14 protein-coding genes are annotated in these 19,821 nt (G+C 38.7%); 7 read left to right on the forward strand and 7 right to left on the reverse strand.

Features of this window, described 5'->3' with window-relative positions; genetic code table 11:
* Nucleotides 1-112: 112 nt before the first annotated feature.
* Complete coding sequence (locus tag H7U19_RS01885) at nucleotides 113-2,269, forward strand: peptidylprolyl isomerase (protein ID WP_186558141.1); 2,157 nt, start codon at nucleotides 113-115, stop codon at nucleotides 2,267-2,269.
* Between the two features lie 136 nt (nucleotides 2,270-2,405).
* On the opposite strand, the gene H7U19_RS01890 is transcribed toward H7U19_RS01885, so the two are convergent.
* Nucleotides 2,406-3,332 carry a GYDIA family GHMP kinase gene (locus tag H7U19_RS01890; protein ID WP_186558142.1) on the reverse strand — a complete coding sequence of 309 codons (927 nt, stop codon included), beginning with the start codon at nucleotides 3,330-3,332 and terminating at the stop codon, nucleotides 2,406-2,408.
* A gap of 44 nt (nucleotides 3,333-3,376) precedes the next feature.
* Nucleotides 3,377-4,693 carry a hydroxymethylglutaryl-CoA reductase, degradative gene (locus H7U19_RS01895; RefSeq protein WP_186558143.1) on the reverse strand — a complete coding sequence of 439 codons (1,317 nt, stop codon included), beginning with the start codon at nucleotides 4,691-4,693 and terminating at the stop codon, nucleotides 3,377-3,379.
* Nucleotides 4,694-4,932: 239 nt separating this feature from the next.
* Between H7U19_RS01895 and H7U19_RS01900 the strand changes: the two genes are divergently transcribed.
* The 4 genes from H7U19_RS01900 (at nucleotide 4,933) to H7U19_RS01915 (ending at nucleotide 11,230) form a co-directional block, all read left to right on the forward strand.
* Nucleotides 4,933-7,152, forward strand: a complete 2,220-nt coding sequence (locus H7U19_RS01900; RefSeq protein ID WP_186558144.1) for a S9 family peptidase — start codon at nucleotides 4,933-4,935, stop codon at nucleotides 7,150-7,152.
* Between the two features lie 46 nt (nucleotides 7,153-7,198).
* Entirely contained in the window at nucleotides 7,199-8,788 is a 1,590-nt protein-coding gene (locus H7U19_RS01905; RefSeq protein ID WP_186558145.1) for a peptide MFS transporter, read from the forward strand.
* A gap of 24 nt (nucleotides 8,789-8,812) precedes the next feature.
* On the forward strand, nucleotides 8,813-10,594 hold the full coding sequence (locus H7U19_RS01910) for a peptide MFS transporter (protein WP_186558146.1): 1,782 nt from the start codon (nucleotides 8,813-8,815) through the stop codon (nucleotides 10,592-10,594).
* An 87-nt stretch (nucleotides 10,595-10,681) separates the two neighbouring features.
* The gene (locus H7U19_RS01915; RefSeq protein ID WP_186558147.1) at nucleotides 10,682-11,230 is read left to right on the forward strand and encodes a thioredoxin family protein; all 549 of its coding nucleotides are present in this window, start codon (nucleotides 10,682-10,684) and stop codon (nucleotides 11,228-11,230) included.
* A gap of 9 nt (nucleotides 11,231-11,239) precedes the next feature.
* On the opposite strand, the gene H7U19_RS01920 is transcribed toward H7U19_RS01915, so the two are convergent.
* The 5 genes from H7U19_RS01920 to surE form a co-directional block, all read right to left on the reverse strand.
* The gene (locus H7U19_RS01920) at nucleotides 11,240-13,279 is read right to left on the reverse strand and encodes a ComEC/Rec2 family competence protein (RefSeq protein ID WP_186558148.1); all 2,040 of its coding nucleotides are present in this window, start codon (nucleotides 13,277-13,279) and stop codon (nucleotides 11,240-11,242) included.
* 24 nt (nucleotides 13,280-13,303) lie between these two features.
* The gene (locus H7U19_RS01925) at nucleotides 13,304-13,852 is read right to left on the reverse strand and encodes a C40 family peptidase (protein WP_186558149.1); all 549 of its coding nucleotides are present in this window, start codon (nucleotides 13,850-13,852) and stop codon (nucleotides 13,304-13,306) included.
* 7 nt (nucleotides 13,853-13,859) lie between these two features.
* The gene (gene lpxB, locus H7U19_RS01930) at nucleotides 13,860-14,972 is read right to left on the reverse strand and encodes a lipid-A-disaccharide synthase (protein ID WP_186558150.1); all 1,113 of its coding nucleotides are present in this window, start codon (nucleotides 14,970-14,972) and stop codon (nucleotides 13,860-13,862) included.
* Nucleotides 14,973-15,170: 198 nt separating this feature from the next.
* Nucleotides 15,171-15,452 (reverse strand): hypothetical protein, encoded by a 282-nt coding sequence (locus H7U19_RS01935; RefSeq protein ID WP_186558151.1) that lies wholly within the window; start codon nucleotides 15,450-15,452, stop codon nucleotides 15,171-15,173.
* A gap of 15 nt (nucleotides 15,453-15,467) precedes the next feature.
* A complete protein-coding gene (gene surE / locus H7U19_RS01940; RefSeq protein ID WP_186558152.1) occupies nucleotides 15,468-16,247 on the reverse strand; it encodes a 5'/3'-nucleotidase SurE in 780 nt (259 codons plus the stop codon).
* Between the two features lie 335 nt (nucleotides 16,248-16,582).
* Between surE and H7U19_RS01945 the strand changes: the two genes are divergently transcribed.
* Together H7U19_RS01945 and H7U19_RS01950 are read left to right on the forward strand one after the other, a co-directional pair.
* A complete protein-coding gene (locus tag H7U19_RS01945; RefSeq protein ID WP_186559847.1) occupies nucleotides 16,583-18,718 on the forward strand; it encodes a carboxy terminal-processing peptidase in 2,136 nt (711 codons plus the stop codon).
* Between the two features lie 6 nt (nucleotides 18,719-18,724).
* Nucleotides 18,725-19,819, forward strand: a complete 1,095-nt coding sequence (locus H7U19_RS01950; RefSeq protein WP_186558153.1) for an ABC transporter permease — start codon at nucleotides 18,725-18,727, stop codon at nucleotides 19,817-19,819.
* Nucleotides 19,820-19,821 lie beyond the last annotated feature (2 nt).

Genomic DNA, 19,821 nt, shown 5'->3' on the forward strand with positions numbered 1-19,821 from the left:
TTTGTCAACCCCCCAAAGTTAAAGTCCTTTAGGGATTTTGTTTTAACGGTGTCAAGGCAAATTCGCATAACAAAAAACCAACAATAAACGGTTAAAATTTAAAGACAACCCCATGGCAGTTTTAAATAAAATTAGACAGCGTTCATTAATCCTGATTTTGGTCATTGCATTGGCCTTATTTTCATTCGTATTGGCGGATTTGTTCCGTAATAGTGATGCCCTTTCCGCGAGATCTCAGGATACAGTGGCTACCATTAACGATATTGAAGTAAAGCGCGATGACTTTTTGCAAAAAGTGGAAATTTTGCAACGCCAAATGGGGCCAAACGCTACCAATACGCAAGTAATGAACCGAGTGTGGAACCAAGAACTGCGAGAGGCTGTTTTTAAAACGCAATATGAAAAATTGGGCATTACAGTAGAGCAAGATCAAATGCGCGATTTGTTGAAAACACCCTTGTCTGCCAATCCTGAGTTTCAAAATGCCGCAGGTCTTTTTGATGAAAATAAACTGAATGAATTCATTGCCAACTTAAAGGAAATCGCACCACAACCAGGTTTTTTGGGTGGTCGTCCCATAACCTATTCTGATTGGGTAACCTATGAAAAGCAATTGGCTAATAGAGCTTTAGAACAAAACTATTTCAACTTGGTAAAAGCTGGTTTAGTCGGTACTCTTGCTGAAGGTGAATTGGACCATAAAATGGAGGGTAATTTGGTGGACATCAAATATGTTCAAATTCCATATTCTTCAATTATAGATAGCACGATTAATGTAAGCAAAGCTGATATTAAGGCCTACATAAAGGAACACGCTAGCGAATTTGAAGTAGAGGCTTCCCGCGATATCAAATATGTAGAATTTAAGGAAGAGGCTACCATAGAAGATGAAAATGCAATTAAAGCCATTTTGGAGAAGTATAAAAACGGAACCGTTGAATACAATAATGGAAGAACGGATTCCATAAAGCCTTTTGCTGAGGTTGCCGAGCATGAAAGTTATATCAATTTGGTTGGTGATTCGGATGAGAAATTCAATGATGGTTTCGTGTTTAAATCAAGTTTGCCCGCTTCAGTGGCAGATAGCATTTATAATTTGAAACAAGGCGATGTTTTTGGGCCTTACAAGGACAATGGTATGTTTAAGTTAACCAAGCTTATTGAAACCAAAAATCTTCCAGATTCGGCTAAAGTGAGACATATTTTGGTCCCTTTTATTGGAGCACAAAGTGCTGGCCCGGATGTTACGAGAACTGAAGACCAAGCAAAAGCTTTGGCGGATAGTTTACTATCGGTTATTAAGCGAGATAAATCCAAGTTTCCAGAATTGGTTACTGAGTTTTCTTCGGACCAAGGAAGTGTTGCTAATGAAGGCCGTTATGATTGGCACCCTTACGGACAGATGGTTCCGGAGTTCAACGCTTTTGAGTTCGAAGGCAAGGTTGGTGATATTGGTGTGGTGAAGACTATTTTTGGATTCCATGTGATTGAGGTTGAAGGCCAAAGTGACAAAAAGAAGGCCGTTAAAGTTGGTACTATTGCCAGGAAAATTGAGCCATCAGAGACAACCATTAATGCCATTTTTAGGGATGCTTCCAATTTTGAAATCAAAGCTGGCGAGGGCGATTTTGAAGCTGTGGCTAAAGAAAATAATTATACCATTCGTCCAGTAAACGGTGTAAAGGCTTTGGATGAGAATATTCCAGGAATCGGTAATCAAAGACCAATAGTGCGTTGGGCATTTGAGGAGGATGTCAAAGTGGGAGATGTAAAGCGTTTCACGACTTCAAACGGTTATGCTATTGCGCAGTTGGTGGCTGTACACGAGGAAGGCTTAATGTCTGTTGAAGATGCTTCAGCAACGGTATTACCAAAAATAAGAAAAGAGAGAAAGGCAGCTTTGATTAAAGAGCGTGTGTCAGCATCTACTTTAGACGATGTGGCTGCTGCAGAAAACACAACGGTTAGAACTGCATCTGCAATAAACATGAAAAACCCAACTATTTCGGGAGCAGGAAGGGAGCCAGTGGTTGTTGGAGCAGCTTTTGCTTTGAATGAGGGGGAAACTTCTGGTCTTATAGAAGGCGAAAAGGGTGTGTATATGATTGAGGTGACCAAGAAAACACCGGCAGTAGAGTTAGATAACTATCAAGCGGCAGCCAATAGGATTGAGCAACAAAAATCTGGAGCGGTAAACTCGAAACTCTACAATGCGCTAAAAGATGCCGCAGATATTGAGGATAATAGGGCGAAGTTGCAGATTCAATAGTGCCCACCTTCCCGATAGCTATCGGGACTCCTTATAGGGCAGGAAGTCTGATTCAGATAAAAAGAAAACCATATGGCTCTGGAATTTCCAGAGCCATATGGTTTTTTAGTTTCTCACGTTTGAGTGAACACATTCCCTATAGGGAGGGCGGGAAGGGCTTTACCATATCGCTGTAGGGTATCACGGTTTTAAACCCCTTTTCATTAAAATAAGCGGTTGGATTACTTTCAGAACAGGCCAAAACAAAATCTCCACCCCACGCACCTAGACTTTTTATAGCTCCATTAAAATCATTGAAGTAAATGGACTTTACGGTTTCCATCTTATTTAAGTTTGAAATAATAGCTTCGTGACTCGAAACTAAGTGTTGAAATGCATTCAACTCCTTACAGGTAATCATTCGTGAAGTGATGTCATTTATTTCAGAAATAATAGGTTTTAAACCTGTATTTAAGGATTTGTAATGTGCAATACCCTCTCGGCTATTTTGTTTTTTATTTAGGTAAACAAAATAAAGATGTTCTTTAAATGGAGGATTGAAACCAGCTATTTGAACTTCTGGTTTTCCATCAACTAATTGAAAGGTAATGGACGAATTGTGCTGCGCACAGGCAATATCATAACCGCTACCACCAAAGGTCATTTCTAAGAGTTTATAGGCATCTATGTTTGTCCATTGAGCAATATTATTGATTAACGTTGAAGACGTTCCCAATCCCCAATTCCTTGGGAAATCCAAATGTGTTTCGACATTAAAACCTTTTTGGTCGTCAAAAAACCGAGGATTTAAAGTTTTAACGGCATATAAAATCTGAAGCAGTCGTTTTGAAGTCTCATCCTTTTGAAGCGCATTTAATTCGCCATCTTTCATTATTTCGAAAGTGCCGTCGAACCAAGAATTCCCTTTTTCGTCAAAGCTTTTCCAATGGAGTAGAGGGTCTTCATGGCTTTCAACGGTTAATGATTGCCCATATTTAGTTGGTATAGCTAGGCTTTTTGCACCGTCAAGTACTACATACTCGCCTGATAATAATAATTTCCCGTTACTTCTAAATATTTTCAAAAGGAAGGTGTTTTGAGTAATACTTTGTGCCTTTGCGCGACTAATCAATTTCGTAACTTATTCAAAGCCTCCACCACCGCACCATGGGTAACGGGAGTACTTTTAAAATGTTCTGTCAAAGTCTGTTTTTCTTTATCGTTGGCGCCAAATTGATTTAATATATTCAACAAATGCATTTTCATATGGCCTTGTTGTATTCCCGTAGTCGTCAAAGAGCGCAAAGCGGCGAAGTTTTGTGCCAAACCTGCAACAGCCACGATTTGCATCAATTCTTTGGCAGAGGGTTGATGAAGAAGTTCCAAGGACAATTTCACCAATGGATGCAAGCCAGTAAGCCCGCCAATAGTACCCAAAGCCAGAGGAATATCCATCCAAAATCTAAAAATGCCATCCTTGATTTCGGCATGGGACAAACTGCTGTATTTCCCATTTCTAGAAGCATAAGCATGTACCCCTGCCTCAATAGCTCTAAAATCATTTCCAGTAGCCAGAACCACAGCATCCACACCGTTCATAATACCTTTATTGTGGGTTACGGCACGATAGGGCTCAACTTCAGCAATATTAACTGCCTGCACAAACTTTTTGGCAAAAGCCTCCCCAGAAATGGATGCGTTCTCGCTCAAATTTTCTACAGGACAACTTACTTCTGCCCTAACCAAACACTCAGGCACATAATTGGACAAAATGCTCATCACAATATCAATTTGTCGCTCTTCATCAGTAAACGCTTCAAAGTTAAAGGCTTCTTTCTTAAATGTCTGCGCAAATTGTTCCAAACAGGAATTGATAAAATTAGCACCCATGGCATCTAGGGTTTCAAAGGAAGCGTGCAATTGGTAATACCCTTTGATATCATTGGTTTTATCGCGAAGTTCAATATCGAAAATACCACCACCGCGTTTTTCCATATTGGCAGTAATATGTCTGGCGCCAGCAATGAGTTTGGGTTTTACAATGTCAAAAAAACGTTTCAAGGCTTCAAATTCACCATAAAACATAAAATGTACTTGCCCGATTTTTTTGGTCGAAATCACTCTAGCCTTAAAGCCTCCTCTGTCCAACCAAAATTTGGCCGCTTTACTAGCCGCAGCCACAACCGAACTCTCTTCAATAGCCATCGGAATAGTATACATTTTCTCATTAATCAGAAAATTAGGAGCTACCCCAAGCGGTAAATAATAGTTGGTGATGGTGTTTTCAATAAACTCATCATGAAGCTGTTGCAGTTGTTCGTCTGTATTCCAATACTGTTTCAAGATGCCTTTGGCATATGAGGCATTTGAAAAACAGGAACTCACTATCCAATCAATTTTTTCGGACTTTGACAGCTTTGAAAAGCCAGATATGGTTTTACTCATCACCCTTTATGTTAAAGTGCAAAGATACCACTCTTGCTACGAATATTGAATGGCTTTGGAAAAGAGGTGATTTATCTGTTAATAATTTCGTTTAATTACATAATTTTTAGTAAACTTGACAACTCTTTATAAAATAGGTAGTTTTTTTATTCAAAAGCCCATAATTTGTAATATTTTTTCAATAAAATGATAAGATGTGGAAGTTAGAAACTACTATTGAATAAGCTAGCGATACGTGTATGAAATATTTGAAAATCTCCCTTTTAATTTGTCTTTTTCTTTCTTTTTCATTCAATGCTCAAACTAAAAACATTACCCTTGAAGAGATTTGGAGCGGAGCGTTTAGCACCGAAAGTATGGATGTTCTCCATTCCATGAAAGATGGAAAACAGTATTCCGTTTTCAATTTTGAAAGAAGCATTCCTGCCACTATGGTGGATATCTACGACTATAAAACCTTAAAAAAAGTTAAGACCTTGGTGTCTTCCGCAGATATTCCAGAAATAAACTACTTTACGGATTATACTTTTAGCAACGATGAATCCAAATTACTTTTAGTAACCGAGGAGGAACAAATCTACAGGCATTCCTCAAAGGGGATTTATTTTGTTTATGATATTAGTACAAAAAGCGTTCAAAAAGTTTCAGAAGAGAAAATACAGGAGCCTACATTTTCTCCGGACGGGACAAAAGTAGCTTTTGCCTTAAATAACAATTTGTACGTTAAAGATTTAAATTCCGGTGAAACCAAGCAAATCACTTTTGACGGCGAAACCAACAAAATTATCAATGGGATTACGGATTGGGTTTACGAAGAGGAGTTTTCCTATTATTCCGCTTTAAAGACCTTTCCTTTTGTAAGGGCTTTTGAATGGAATTCGGCTGGTGATAAAATCGCGTTTATCAAATTTGATGAAACTGATGTCCCTGAGTTTTCCATGGATATTTATGGTAAAACATTGTATCCAAACCAGCAAGTGTTTAAGTACCCAAAAGCTGGTGAGGCCAATTCAAAAGTGTCGTTGCACATTTATGATTTGGGTGATGAAAAGACAGAAGATGTAAAGGTAGATAAGCACTATAAAGATTTCTATATCCCAAGAATGAAGTGGGCCAATAATCCTGATATCTTGAGTATTCAGTTCATGAATCGCAGGCAGAATGAATTGGATTTATGGTTCGTTAATGTCAAAGAAAACAGGCCAACTTTAGTGCTCAAAGAAAGAGATGAGGCATATGTAGATATCACTTATAATGTCACCTTTTTAAAGGACGACAGCTTTATTTGGACTAGTGAAAAGGATGGCTATAATCATATTTACCATTATTCAAAAAGCGGGGATTTGATTAATCAAATTACCAAGGGAAATTGGGAAGTCACTGCTTATTATGGGTATAACCCCAAAGCTAATTTGGTGTACTATCAATCTACCGAAAATGGGTCCATCAACAGGGATGTGTACAGCATAAAATTAAACGGCCGACATAAAAAACAATTGACCCAAAAGGAGGGTAATAATGATGCGGACTTTAATGCGGATTTTTCATATTTCATCAATAAATTTTCGAATGCTTCAACGCCTCCGGAATATACGCTGAACAGTGCTTCTAATGGAAATTTACTCAAAGACATTTTGGATAATGACCAATTGTCCAAAAAGTGGTCGACATATCAAACTTCAAAAAAAGAATACAGTACCATCAATGTCAATGGAAACGACCTAAATATGTGGATGTTAAAGCCTGCGGATTTTGATGCCTCAAAGGAATATCCGTTGTTGATGTTTCAATATTCAGGGCCTGGTTCTCAAAGAGTGGTAAATTCTTGGCATGGTTATAACGATTATTGGTTCCAGTTTTTGGTCCAAAAAGGCTATGTCATGGTTTGCGTGGATGGCCGAGGGACAGGGTTTAAGGGCGCAGATTTTAAAAAGGTCACTCAAAACAATTTGGGGAAATTTGAAGTTGAGGACCAAATTCAGGCCGCTAGGCAATTGGCAGATTTGCCGTATATTGACAAAGATAGAATAGGTATTTGGGGATGGAGTTTTGGCGGTTTCACGAGCGCCAATGCATTGTTTAAAGCGAATGACGTTTTTAAAATGGCCATTGCCGTTGCGCCCGTTGCCAGTTGGCGTTTTTACGATTCCATTTATACTGAGCGATATTTGGGCAAACCGCAGGACAACCCGGAAGGGTACGATGATAACTCCCCCATCAGCTACGTGAGTAAACTAAAAGGAGACTTTTTGCTAGTACACGGTTCGGGCGATGATAATGTGCATGTGCAAAACACCATGCGTTTGGTAGAGGCTTTGGTGCAGGCCAATAAGAAATTTGATTGGGCCATTTACCCAGATAAAAACCATGGAATTTATGGAGGGAATACCCGATTACATCTATTTCAAAAAATGACTGACTTTATTGACGAAACCTTAGGCAATAAAACCGAAGAATAGGAGCAGGAATCACAGTTAAAAAGATAAAACACTAACATCATATTATATGGCAACTTCAACAATTGCAAAACAAAAAGAACTATTTGGGCATCCGGTAGGGCTGTACATTTTGTTTTTAACTGAAATGTGGGAGCGCTTCTCTTTTTACGGAATGAAGGCGCTTTTAATTTTTTATTTGGTTAAATATCATTTGTTTTCTGATGAGGCCGGAAATTTGTTAGTTGGAAGTTACGCCGCATTGGTTTATGCCATGCCAGTAATTGGGGGCTACCTAGCGGATAAATTTTTGGGTTTTAGAAAGGCAGTTACTTTCGGAGGAATTATGCTGGTTCTTGGTCATTTAGGTATGGCATATGAGGGCAACGCCGCAACGGAAATGGCTAATGGTATTATTGAAAGAGATGATTTTGCTTTACAGGTGTTTTACTTTTCATTGGCTCTGATCATAGTAGGTGTGGGTTTTTTAAAAGCCAATATTTCATCGATTGTAGGTGAGTTATATAGAAAAGGCGATAAACGCAGGGACTCTGGGTTTACAATATTCTACATGGGAATAAATCTGGGTTCTGCACTTGCTACTATTATATGTAGTTGGTTGGGTGAAACTTATGGTTGGAGTTATGGCTTTGGGGCAGCGGGCGTTGGAATGTTGTTTGGTTTGGTGACCTTTATTTATGGCAAAAAATATTTTTATGGTAAAGCCGAGCCAAAGGATTTAAATTTATTGGAAAAAAAGTCTGTTCTTGGAATTAATAATGAGTGGACGATTTACATCCTTGCCATTTTAGGAACCGTTGTGGTTTGGCAAATGGTCCAAAACCATAGTGTTGTTGAAGTTTTATTGATGATTGCAGGGGCTGGTTCGTTGATTTATATAATTTGGTATGCCACTTCAAAAGCGACGAAAATTGAAAGAGACAGGCTGTTTGCGCTAACGGTTTTAATTTTATTTTCGGTAATTTTTTGGGCACTTTTTGAGCAAGCATATACTTCCTTGAATTTGTTTGCAGACAGGGCTTTGGATAGGGAAACCTCTATGTTTGGGGAGATAGCCCCTGGAGCATTTTTAAGTCTCAATGCCATATTTATTATTCTTTTAGCTCCCGTTTTTGCATGGCTGTGGATTAAACTTGATAAGAGGGGGTTGAACCCCAATGCGGCAGTTAAGTTTTCTATTGGTATTTTGTTAGTAGGTTTAGGATTTGGCGCATTGGTTTTCGGAGGCGAAATTTCAGGTGCTGGTAAGGTGGCAATGATATGGCTAGTATTAGCCTATTTTTTACATACATGTGGGGAACTTTGTTTATCACCAGTTGGCTTGTCTTATGTGACTAAGCTTTCACCTGGAAAAATAGTTGGGTTCATGATGGGGGTTTGGTTTTTGGCAACCGCTGGGTCGGAGTATATTGCATCATTATTGGCTAATTTGGCAAGTATTGATACATCAGGTGGTAAGGCTACAGATTTGGCTGGGGCCAAGGCAAGCTACTTAAGTCTGTTTGAAAGCTTATTTTATACGGGTCTTATTTTTGGAGTCATCTTATTGATATTATCACCTTTTGTGAAAAAAATGATGCATGGAATAGATTCTGATGAAAGTGGCGAAGATGAAGTTTTGATGGAAAAAAAGCACTAATGAATTAAATTAAAACCAAGTTATATGACAACCGAAATAGAAGATCTATTTAAAGACAAGGTGTTAGGGCATCCAGCGGGATTATTTGTTCTGTTTTTTACCGAAATGTGGGAACGCTTTTCGTACTATGGTATGCGAGCCTTATTAATATTATTTTTTACGGCTTCCATAATGGATGAAGGCGGTTGGGGTTGGCCTCCAGAATGGGCATATGCTATTTTTGGGACCTACACATCCTTGGTATATCTCTCTACCATGTTGGGAGGCTATTTTGCCGACAATGTTATTGGAATCCGAAAGGCAGTTGTGCTTGGGGCGTTATTAATGACGCTTGGTCATGCCTGTATGGCCGTAGAAACGACTTTTTTCATCTATTTGGGATTGACGCTTTTGGTTTTTGGGAGTGGTTTTTTTAAACCTAACATGACCTCGATAATTTCAGAAATGTATAAGACAAAGCCGGAAAAAAAGGATGGCGCTTATACCATTTTTTACATGGGAGTAAATGCGGGTGCATTTTTAGGAATTTTACTTTGTGGTTATTTAGGCGAAAAGGTAGGTTGGTCATGGGGTTTTGGCGTTGCTGGAATTTTTATGCTTTTTGGCTTACTCCAATTTTGGTATGCTCAAGGTATTTTTGGGAATATTGCGTTAAAACCTAAAAATAAAAATGAAGATGTTATTGATATAATTGCAGATACCTCACCTGAAGTTCCAGATGACCTATCCGAAAATAAAAGAAACCCTTTTACACTGTTTCAAAGGATTATTATTGTTGTGGCTGCATCATTAGGCTTGGCATGGGTTCTCAATGATCCTATTTCCAAAATCTCAGAAGGGGTGATAAATTTATTCCGATTTGAATTATTTGGTTTGCAGGGGCCAACCGTGGCTATTTTATTTGCATTGGCCTTATTCGTTTTATTGTTAATTATAAGAATTCCAAAATACGTTAAAACAACGAGGGAAAAGATGATAGCAATAATATTCTTTGCGTTTGTAACCATGTTTTTTTGGGCTATTTTCGAGCAGTCTCCTAGCTCTTTAACTGTATTCGCTAGAGATTATACGCAACGCACATTAGAAGGTAGTGCAGGGCTAACTTTCAAAATTGTCAATTCATTAATGACGATTATTCCTTTGGGGCTAATTACCTGGGTTTTAGTAATGTTATTTAAAAAGACCTTTGCGAAATATGCGCTATCAAATATATTTTTATCCTTAAGTTTTCTAATTGTTTGGGGTATTGCCATTTGGATGTTGACAGCTGAATTCCAAAAAGACCAGACCGAAGTCCCTGCGTCATGGTTTTCCGTTTTAAACTCACTTTTTATAATTACTCTAGCACCATTGTTTTCTAAATGGTGGGAGAGTAAATACAATCCTAATGCTAACATGAAATGGGCTATAGGTATGGGACTTTTAGGTTTAGGTATGGCATGCGTGGCATTCGGAGCGGGCGGTATAGAACCAGGTGCAAAATCAGCATCAGTAAGTATGATTTGGCTGATATTGGTTTATCTGTTTCATACAATGGGCGAGTTGTGTATTTCTCCAGTTGGTTTATCCTATGTTAGTAAGTTGGTGCCGGCAAGAATGATTGCCACAATGTTTGGTATTTGGTATTTGGCTATAGCAATTGGTATGAAAATGGCAGGAATGTTTGCTGAATCTTCTGAAGCTATTGCAGAAGAGAACGGGATCAGTCATTTTTTCTGGATACTAACCGGGGTGTCTTTTGCATTGGCGGTATTATCAGCAATACTTTATCCAGTTATTAAAAAGCTAATGCACGGCGTACGTTAATCGAAAAAAACGTTAAAAATCAACGAAAATGCACCGACTTAGGTGCATTTTTTGTAAGTTGGGCACAACATTTGCAACAAATTTACCATGAAACGAATAGTATTTATTGTAGTCATAACGCTTCTAACTTCATTAAGTGGCGTAGCACAAAAGATAAATTGGGTGTCCTTTGACGAGGCTTTAGAGCTTCAAAAAAAGAATCCTAAAAAAATAATGATGGACGTGTACACCAAATGGTGCGGGCCGTGTAAAATGTTGGATAAAAACACCTTTCACAACCCGGATGTTGTGGATTACGTCAACAAACATTACTACGCTGTAAAGTTTAATGCCGAAGGGGAAGATGTGGTAACTTATAAAGGCAAAACCTATTCAAACCCTAATTACAATCCAGCAAGGGCGAATACTAGAAACAGTGCGCATCAATTGTCGAGATATTTACAAGTAAATGCTTATCCAACCATTGTGTTTTTTGATGAAAAGGCCGATGTGCTTGCACCGATTAGAGGCTATCAAAAACCTACACAATTGGAGCTATACCTGAAGTTGTTTAAAAACGACGACCATAAGGAAATGGATACTCAAGAAAAATTCAATGAATATTATAAGGCGTTTAAACCCGAGTTCAAAGGTTAAACGAAGGCATTAGTAATTAATAATATAGGCTCCCCTTTCTAAAGTATAGTGAAACGGGAGTTTTTTCTTTATACAAATCGCTTTCCACCGTTCCGCATAGGATTTATAATTACTGCCATCAGCAATGATCTGCTTGGGCTGTATTGAATCAATCAAACGGTTTAGATTGATTCTCGGGGATTGGCGTAACAATACATAATCCGGTTGCATTGATTTTAGATTATAAATCCCTAAGCTGTCCACCACCAGTAGTTTTTTGCTCTTCAAATTGTAAAAATCCTTTAACCCATCTGTTTCAACCGTTCTAATATGGTTGGCCACGCGATAGTTGGTAATAGTGTTGTTTTTTGCCCAAGTGAGGCTGTCCATATCATGGTTGACTATAATGGTATTGCCGAGAGTGTTTCCAATCAAACTGTTTCGGCTTTTATGAAAAACGATGAATTCGTCGTCTGGTTCTGAAAGGTTCGAATAGATAAATGTGCACTGGGCAAGAATCACGACTACTAAAAACAATCGGAGGTTAGCATAGTTCTTTCTAAAAATCCATTTAAATAAGGCCATAAAAACGGTATAGGCCATAATGACATATAAAAGGCTAAACGGAATGTCCTTAAACAAAAAAGTATCCTGTTGTGCCACCCATCCAATGAAATCATTCATCCATCCAATAATTTGACCAAATGTTGAAGCCAAAAGGTTCGGTAAGGCATTAATGGTAGCTAGGAATATTACCAAAATGCCACAACCAAGGATGAGGCCTAAAAGTGGAATAATCACCAAATTCGACACAAAAAATAATCCCGGGAATTGGTGGAAATAATACAGGCTAACAGGAATAATCCCCAATTGGGCGGCAAGCGTTACGGTAAGGGTATGCCAATATAAATCCAAAATTCGATTTTTGGGTCGCCAAAGTCTGTACAAAAGCGGGTCGATGGTTACAATAGAGAACACAGCCAGATAGCTTAGTTGAAAGCCCACTTCAAAAATAAATAGCGGTTTAAAAAGTAGGATGATAAACATTGAAATAGCCAGCGTGTTATAGGTATTTGCAGGCCGATTCAAATTCATCCCTATGGCCACCACGCTAAACATGGTCACTGCCCGAGTAACCGAAGGAGATAAGCCAGCAATAATTGCAAAACACCAAAACAAGAACACCAAAAGGGAAGCCTTAATGAGTTTGCCTCGTTTTAGCCGTTCCAAAGGCTTAAGCCCCCAACTTAAAATCAAAAGGATAATCCCAACATGGAGCCCGGAAACCGCCAAAATATGAACGGCTCCGGCATCAATATAATTGGAATAGACTTCCTCGCTAATGTCCTGCCGTTGTCCCAAAAATAGCGCGTTGATGATGGCAAGTTCATCCGGTTTGAAGTTGTATTGTACCAGTTTTAAATTGATAAAATCCCTGATGCTGTTTGCAATGCCGAGAATTGTAATTTCTTTTGAATCCGCTTTCAGCAATAAATCATTATCGACCACAATTTGATGGTAGATGTACTTTTTCTTTAGGTAGTTTCTATAATCAAATTGCCCAGGATTTAAGGGAGGGTTGATGCTTCTAAATTGAGTTTCAACAATGTAAATGTCGTCTACTTTCAAAGTCGAATATGTGCTGCCTTTTTCAATATTCAAAAGCGTTTTTCCGGTGACTTCTTGGTCGTTTAGTTTTAATACATCAACCACATATTTGTCGTGATAAAAGCCAGGTTTCAAAACTTCACGTATTCTAAACGAAATCGTATGCAAACTATCTTTTGAAAGGTCAACATGATGGGAATAATGGTAGTCAAAATTGGTTTCGTCATGAAGATTCACGGTTAGAATTCCAATGGAAATCATTGATAGATATGTGACTAATCCAAACCAAATGGTTTTGGTGAACTCTTTTTTTGCAATGAAATATAATAGCAATAAAAGGAGAAGAAAAACAGCGACAATACCAATTGAGAGATGTAATTCAACATCCAGAAAATACCCAAGTAAGATGCCAGCAACAAGGCAAATGGTAAGTTTGATAATGGTGAAATTGAGTAGTTTCATCAGGTTGTAAGTTACTAAAATAACTTACAAAACCCGTCTCACTTCTGTGAAAGCCGATTTCCAGTACTCTTCATTTAAAGAAGAAATAATGACCCCTTTTTTAGTGGTGGCATGGATAAAATAAATGGCATTGTCACGAATATCCACTACCAAGCCTACGTGATTAATGGCGTTACGTCGAGACCTTCCGGTTTTAAAAAATAGTAAATCGCCTTTTAATGTTTCTTTTAATTTGATTGATTTTCCCTTTTTGGCCATGTCGCGCGAAATCCTCGGCAGATAAATTTGATGAGCCTTAAAGGATTCATGGACTAGACCTGAACAGTCCATTCCCGATTTTGTGGTGCCACCCCATTTGTAGCGTACCCCCAAAAACTGTTTGGAGTAATCGATAATATGAGAAGATTTGGAAATTGGGGGTTCTTCTTTTTTGACGCCCACAGAGTTTTTGGTTGAAATAGTCGATTCCCGTTTTTCAACTTTGGATTTTTTGGTGACTACTTTAGGCCGTTTTGAGGATTTGCAATTTGAAAAACCAACTAATAGAAGCAATAAAAGCAGGGTTTTTTTCATGTAGGGATTATGATTTTAGGGACTCGTAAATCAATTTTGCGGTTTTTTCACTGGCACCTTTACCACCAAGTTTTTGTTCCAGTTCGTAGTAATCGCTGAACATTTTAGTACGGTTATCAGATTCTAAAATGCGTTCCAATTCGGATTTCAGTCGTTTTTTGTTGAAATCGTTTTGAATCAATTCGGTCACAACTTCTTTATCCATTACCAAATTCACTAACGAAATAAACTTTAAGGTTATTATCCGCTTTGCGATATGGTATGAGATAGAGTTCCCTTTATAACAAACCACCTGTGGCACTTTAAACAGAGCGGTTTCCAAAGTGGCTGTGCCCGAAGTGACCAATGCAGCATAGGAAACGCTAAGTAAATCGTATGTTTTGTTAGCAATAAAACTGACGTTTTGGTCTTTTATAAACGATTTATAAAACTCATAATCCTGACTTGGAGCGCCAGCAATTACAAATTGATAATCAGTAAAATCATCCACCAAACTCAGCATCACAGAAAGCATTTTAGTGATTTCCTGTTTACGGCTTCCCGGCAAAAGGGCGATAATCGGTTTACCGCTCAATTTATGTTTTTGCCTAAATTCAAACTCATCTGCCTGCTCCCGATTAGCAATAGCATCAATTAAAGGGTGTCCCACAAAAGTAACCTCGTAGCCATATTTCTTATAAAAAGGTTTTACAAAAGGAAGGATAACATACATGGCATCAATATCCCTTTTGATATCTTTAACCCTGCTGGCCCGCGATGCCCAAACTTGTGGTGAGATATAATAATTGGTTCTGAAATTATTGGCTTTGGCCCATTTCGCAATGCGAAGATTAAACCCAGAGTTGTCAATAAAAATGATAACATCGGGATTGTAAACCTCAATATCGCTCTTGCAAAACGCAATCATTTTATAGATTTTCCGGATGTTTGCCAGTACTTCGGCAAAGCCCATAAACGCACGTTCTTTGTAGTGTTTTACCAAATGCCCGCCAACTTGTTCCATCAAATCTCCACCCCAAAACCTGAAATCCGCTTCGTTATCTACCTGTTGTAGCGCTTTCATTAGGTTAGAGCCGTGCAAATCGCCTGATGCTTCTCCAGCAAGTATATAGTATTTCATTTTTTATTTGATAGAGATCTTGAAATCTATTGTCATTAAGATTACTATTTGTATTAATTTGACACACCCCTAAATCCCCTCTTAATAGAGGGGACTGGTGTCGATTATTTAATTTAAGTTCAGTTTAACCTCAACAGTTTCCCTCCTAAAAAGGAGGGAGTAAGGGAGGTGTAAAGCATATTTTTTTTTAAAATTAAATTAAATCATTTTAATCACAAAGGTAAAAACAGCTATCAATACCGTTATCAAAAGCACGCCTCTAGCGCGATAATCTTGTCTTTTTCTTATGAAAAAGAAAAATACCAACAAGTTAAGAATGGCTCCAAGGCTAATCATTTTTCCCAAAAATCCTTCGCTGTAAGCAGCCATAATAACTGTCACCACATCGTCACCATTGCCTAAAAATGTGGCGGCCAAAAATAATCCAATCGCATTAGCTATTAAACCCACAACCATTCCAATTCCTAAATCTTTATTCATAGATGCTTTTGATAATTAATTATCGTTTAAATTCCAATCGTTTAAATTTTGAATACAATGATGCGCCGTTAAATCAAACTGCACGGGTACAACCGAGACATAATTATGCTCCAAAGCCCATTCATCGGTGTCCTCGCCTCCGTCTAAATTAACAAATTTACCTGTCAGCCAATAATAGTCGCGTCCCGATGGGTTTTTACGTTTGTCAAATTCCTCCACCCAGTTCGCTCGTGCTTGTCGGCAAATCTTGATGCCTTTAATTTCATCCTCTGGAAGGTCGGGGATGTTCACATTCAGTACAACCCCTTTTTGCAATCCATGTTTCAGCACATTTTCGGTAATGGTTTTTACAAAAGTCTTACAGTCGTAAAACTTGGCACTCCATTTATAGTTCAAAAGCGAAAACCCAATGGCTGGAATCCCCTCGATGCCTGCTTCGATTGCTGCACTCATAGTTCCAGAATAAATCACATTAATAGATGAATTGGAGCCATGGTTGATTCCCGATACGCAAATATCTGGTCGCCTATCCAAAATTTCCCTAACAGCAAGTTTCACGCAGTCTGCCGGTGTGCCAGAACAAGTGTATTCTAAATGATTTCCCGTGGTCGATTCTACCTGTTCAACGTATAAAGTGGAATCTACAGTGATGGCATGTCCCTTGCCGCTTTGTGGACTGTCCGGTGCTACTACTACCACCTCGCCAATAGAGGCCATCACTTCAATTAAAGTGCGAATTCCCGGAGCGGTAATGCCGTCGTCATTGGTCACTAAAATCAGGGGTTTTTTCGCCATAATTCGGTTAAGATTTGTGTTAGGCTAAAATAAACAAATTCTTAGAGGCTGTTTAGAAATATGTGGTTAGAATTTTTATTGGTGATTTTTGATGACCTTTTAGGCCAAATTTTCTAGCATAGCCATAGCTACGATATAAAATTTTAACGACAAAGGGCGCAAAAAGAAGCATAAAAAAATAATTGACATATTTTTAATCAACCGCTTTGCAACGCCTCAATTTGTTTGGTTTAACAAAAAATTAGCGGCCCGTCCGTTCAATGGCACGGTTTTTTCAGTAATTTAGTAAATTCAAAGCTCATAAAAATTGCTTTAGTAAAGACATGAAGGATATGATGAAAAAGAATTTTAAAGCCCTATTACTTGTACTACTGCTGGCATTTGCGTCCTGCAGTTTCACCTCAAAAACTTTTGATAACCCCGATAAGGACAAATTATTGGTCCAGGTGATTACTTATGTTTTACAACAAGGTCATTTTGATCCGATTCAAATTAATGACCAATTTTCAGAAGAGTTATTTGAGGATTATTTAGAGCGCATCGACCCGGTAAAGCGGTATTTTTACCAATCAGATTACAAGGAATTTCAAAAGTATAAAACCGAAATTGACGATCAGCTAAAAGCCTTCGATATTACATTTTTTAATGTAGTGCACGAACGCATGTTGCAACGCATCGACGAGGCCAAAAGTATTTACAAAGAAGTACTTGCAAAGCCTTTTGACTACAATATCGATGAAACTTTTGATACGGATTATGAGAATATGGGTTTTGTTTCAAACAAAAAACAAATGAAGGAGCGTTGGAGAAAGCAATTGAAATTTTCTACGCTTTCCAATTATGATGATATTCACGAAGGGGAAAAAAGGGCCAAGGAAAATGACCCCTCCTATGTGATGAAAACCGAAGCCGAAATTGAAAAACAGGCAAGGGAAGCAACACTGAAATCCTTGAATATTTACTTCAATGACAATGTTGATGATTTGACCCGAGAGGATTGGTTTTCTACTTATGTAAATACTATTGTTGAGGAATTTGACCCGCATACTTACTATTTGGCACCTAGAAGCAAAGAGGATTTTGACCAGCAAATGTCCGGGAAATTGGAAGGTATCGGGGCGCGACTTCAAAAGCGAATGGACTACATCAAGATTGTAGAATTAATTTCCGGTGGCCCCGCTTGGCGAAGTCAATTGTTGGAGGTTGAAGATGTTATTTTGAAGGTGAAGCAGGAAGATGATGAGCATCCGATTGATATCGTGGGTATGCGTATCAATGATGCGATCAAGTATATCAAAGGTCCAAAAGGCACAAAAGTAACGCTTACTATTAAGAAAGTGGACGGTACAATAAAGGACGTTACCATAGTTAGAGATGTGGTAGAATTGGGTGAAACCTACGCCAAGGCATCTTTGGTGGAAAAGGGAGATAAAAAGTTTGGTATCATCAACTTGCCACGTTTTTATGTGGATTTTCAAGACTATAAAAATTTGAATGCCGCAATTGACGTTAAAAAGGAAATTGAACGTTTGAAGGATGAAGGGATGGAAGGTTTGATTTTGGATTTGCGTAATAACGGAGGAGGTTCATTGCCTGCTGTTGTGGACATGGCAGGGCTGTTTATCAAGGATGGACCAGTGGTTCAAGTACGTTCTACGGGACAGCCAAAAGAAGTGTTGAAGGACAGGGACCGCTCGATTGTGTGGGACGGCCCATTGGTGATTTTGGTGAATGAACTATCCGCGTCGGCTTCTGAAATTATGGCCGCCGCTATGCAGGATTACAAACGTGCCATTGTCATCGGTAGCAAACAAACTTATGGAAAAGGAACAGTTCAAAATGTATATAATTTGAACAACTTGGTTCGAAATAACACCAGTGGCGATTTGGGTGCTTTAGCTTTTACCACCCAAAAGTATTATAGGATCAACGGCGGTTCGGTGCAATTGGAAGGTGTGAAAAGTGATGTGCAGGTGCCAGGGCGTTATAGTTTTATCGACGTAGGTGAAAAGGAAAAGGAAAACCCATTGCCATACGATGAAATAGACCCGGCTGATTATGAAATTTGGGATAATTATTTTGATTATGATAATACCATTAGCAAAAGTAAAGAGCGCATGAGTGGCAACGACCAGTTGAAGTTGATTGAGGAAAATGCAAGATGGGTAAAAAGTAAAATTGACGAAACCGTGTTTTCTCTGAACTACAAAACCTATAAAAATCAGTTGGAATTGAATGAAGAGGAGGCCAAACGTTTTGACGCCATTTCAGATTATAAAACGGATTTAACATTCGCGCCCACAAAGTTTGAAAAGCAACTGTTTGAAAGCGATACCACCAGCTTGCGGGAAAAACGAGAGCGTTGGTATGAAAACTTGAGCAAGGATGTATATGTTGAAGAAGCAGTCCATGTACTTGAGGATCTTAAAATGGCTTACAGTATTAAAAAGGTGGCGAAAGTAAAAGATTAACCTTGAATGGGTAAAACATCAAACTCATTAAAACAACTGGCGCTCCAAAAGTTTAAACGCAACTTTTGGGGCGTTTTCAGTTTCTGCTTTATTGTTTTGGTTGGGCTGATTTCTATTTTCGCTTATGCGTTTGCCCCGGATAATTCGCAATATGCCAACCAGATGCATTTGTCCATTCATTCGAAACCGCCCGGTTTTAAGATAACCATGCTAACCATCCCTTCACAAGTCCAAAACCAACAAAATGGATTGAGCAAGCTTTTTTTTGGGGTAAAGAATACGGACACGGAGGTCCCCATTTCGGATTACAACATTGAGGGCAATCATCTAACTTATACAGAATATGCCTCAGACGGATTGAAAGGTGTAGAAAAAAACATTCCATTAAGCAGTTTTTCAAACAATGATGCCAATGCTTTTATAAAGGAAAAAACCTTTGTATTTGGAACCGACAAATACGGTCGGGATTTGTTGAGCAGGGTGTTGGTGGGCGCCAGAATTTCATTTTTTATTGGCTTTGTGGCCGTATTTATTTCGTTGGTCATTGGAATTTTCATGGGCAGTTTGGCCGGTTATTTCGGGGGAAAAGTAGATGCCGCTATCATGTGGATTATTAATGTCACTTGGTCTATTCCAACATTATTGTTGGTAATCGCCATTACCTTGGCCTTGGGCAAAGGCTTTTGGCAAGTGTTTATTGCGGTGGGCTTAACCATGTGGGTAGAGGTGGCTCGTGTCGTACGGGGCCAAATTATCAGCACCAAGGAAATGCAATATGTTACCGCAGCAAGAGCCTTGGGCTACAATGATTTTAGAATCATTACCAAACATATTCTACCCAACATTATGGCTCCAGTCATTGTGATTTCTGCAGCCAATTTTGCGGCGGCCATATTAATTGAAAGCGGCCTCAGCTTTTTAGGGATAGGTGCGCAACCACCTATGGCCAGTTGGGGTGCGATGATTAAAGACCACTACAATTACATAATTCTAGGAAAACCTTATTTGGCAATGATACCCGGGCTATGCATCATGAGTTTGGTAATGGCTTTTATGCTGATAGGGAATGCGCTGAGGGATGCTTTGGATGTTAAGGGGTAGGG

Source organism: Hyunsoonleella aquatilis, from assembly GCF_014270105.1.
GTDB classification, from domain to species: Bacteria; Bacteroidota; Bacteroidia; order Flavobacteriales; family Flavobacteriaceae; genus Jejuia; species Jejuia aquatilis.

Excerpts from the sequence above, each read along its gene's own strand:
- H7U19_RS01950 (WP_186558153.1), top strand. The coding sequence starts at position 18,725 with ATGGGTAAAACATCAAACTCATTAAAACAACTGGCGCTCCAAAAGTTT.
- lpxB (WP_186558150.1), bottom strand. The coding sequence starts at position 14,972 with ATGAAATACTATATACTTGCTGGAGAAGCATCAGGCGATTTGCACGGC.
- H7U19_RS01895 (WP_186558143.1), bottom strand. The coding sequence starts at position 4,693 with ATGAGTAAAACCATATCTGGCTTTTCAAAGCTGTCAAAGTCCGAAAAA.
- H7U19_RS01915 (WP_186558147.1), top strand. The coding sequence starts at position 10,682 with ATGAAACGAATAGTATTTATTGTAGTCATAACGCTTCTAACTTCATTA.
- H7U19_RS01935 (WP_186558151.1), bottom strand. The coding sequence starts at position 15,452 with ATGAATAAAGATTTAGGAATTGGAATGGTTGTGGGTTTAATAGCTAAT.
- H7U19_RS01945 (WP_186559847.1), top strand. The coding sequence starts at position 16,583 with ATGAAAAAGAATTTTAAAGCCCTATTACTTGTACTACTGCTGGCATTT.
- H7U19_RS01910 (WP_186558146.1), top strand. The coding sequence starts at position 8,813 with ATGACAACCGAAATAGAAGATCTATTTAAAGACAAGGTGTTAGGGCAT.
- surE (WP_186558152.1), bottom strand. The coding sequence starts at position 16,247 with ATGGCGAAAAAACCCCTGATTTTAGTGACCAATGACGACGGCATTACC.
- H7U19_RS01900 (WP_186558144.1), top strand. The coding sequence starts at position 4,933 with ATGAAATATTTGAAAATCTCCCTTTTAATTTGTCTTTTTCTTTCTTTT.
- H7U19_RS01905 (WP_186558145.1), top strand. The coding sequence starts at position 7,199 with ATGGCAACTTCAACAATTGCAAAACAAAAAGAACTATTTGGGCATCCG.
- H7U19_RS01925 (WP_186558149.1), bottom strand. The coding sequence starts at position 13,852 with ATGAAAAAAACCCTGCTTTTATTGCTTCTATTAGTTGGTTTTTCAAAT.
- H7U19_RS01885 (WP_186558141.1), top strand. The coding sequence starts at position 113 with ATGGCAGTTTTAAATAAAATTAGACAGCGTTCATTAATCCTGATTTTG.
- H7U19_RS01920 (WP_186558148.1), bottom strand. The coding sequence starts at position 13,279 with ATGAAACTACTCAATTTCACCATTATCAAACTTACCATTTGCCTTGTT.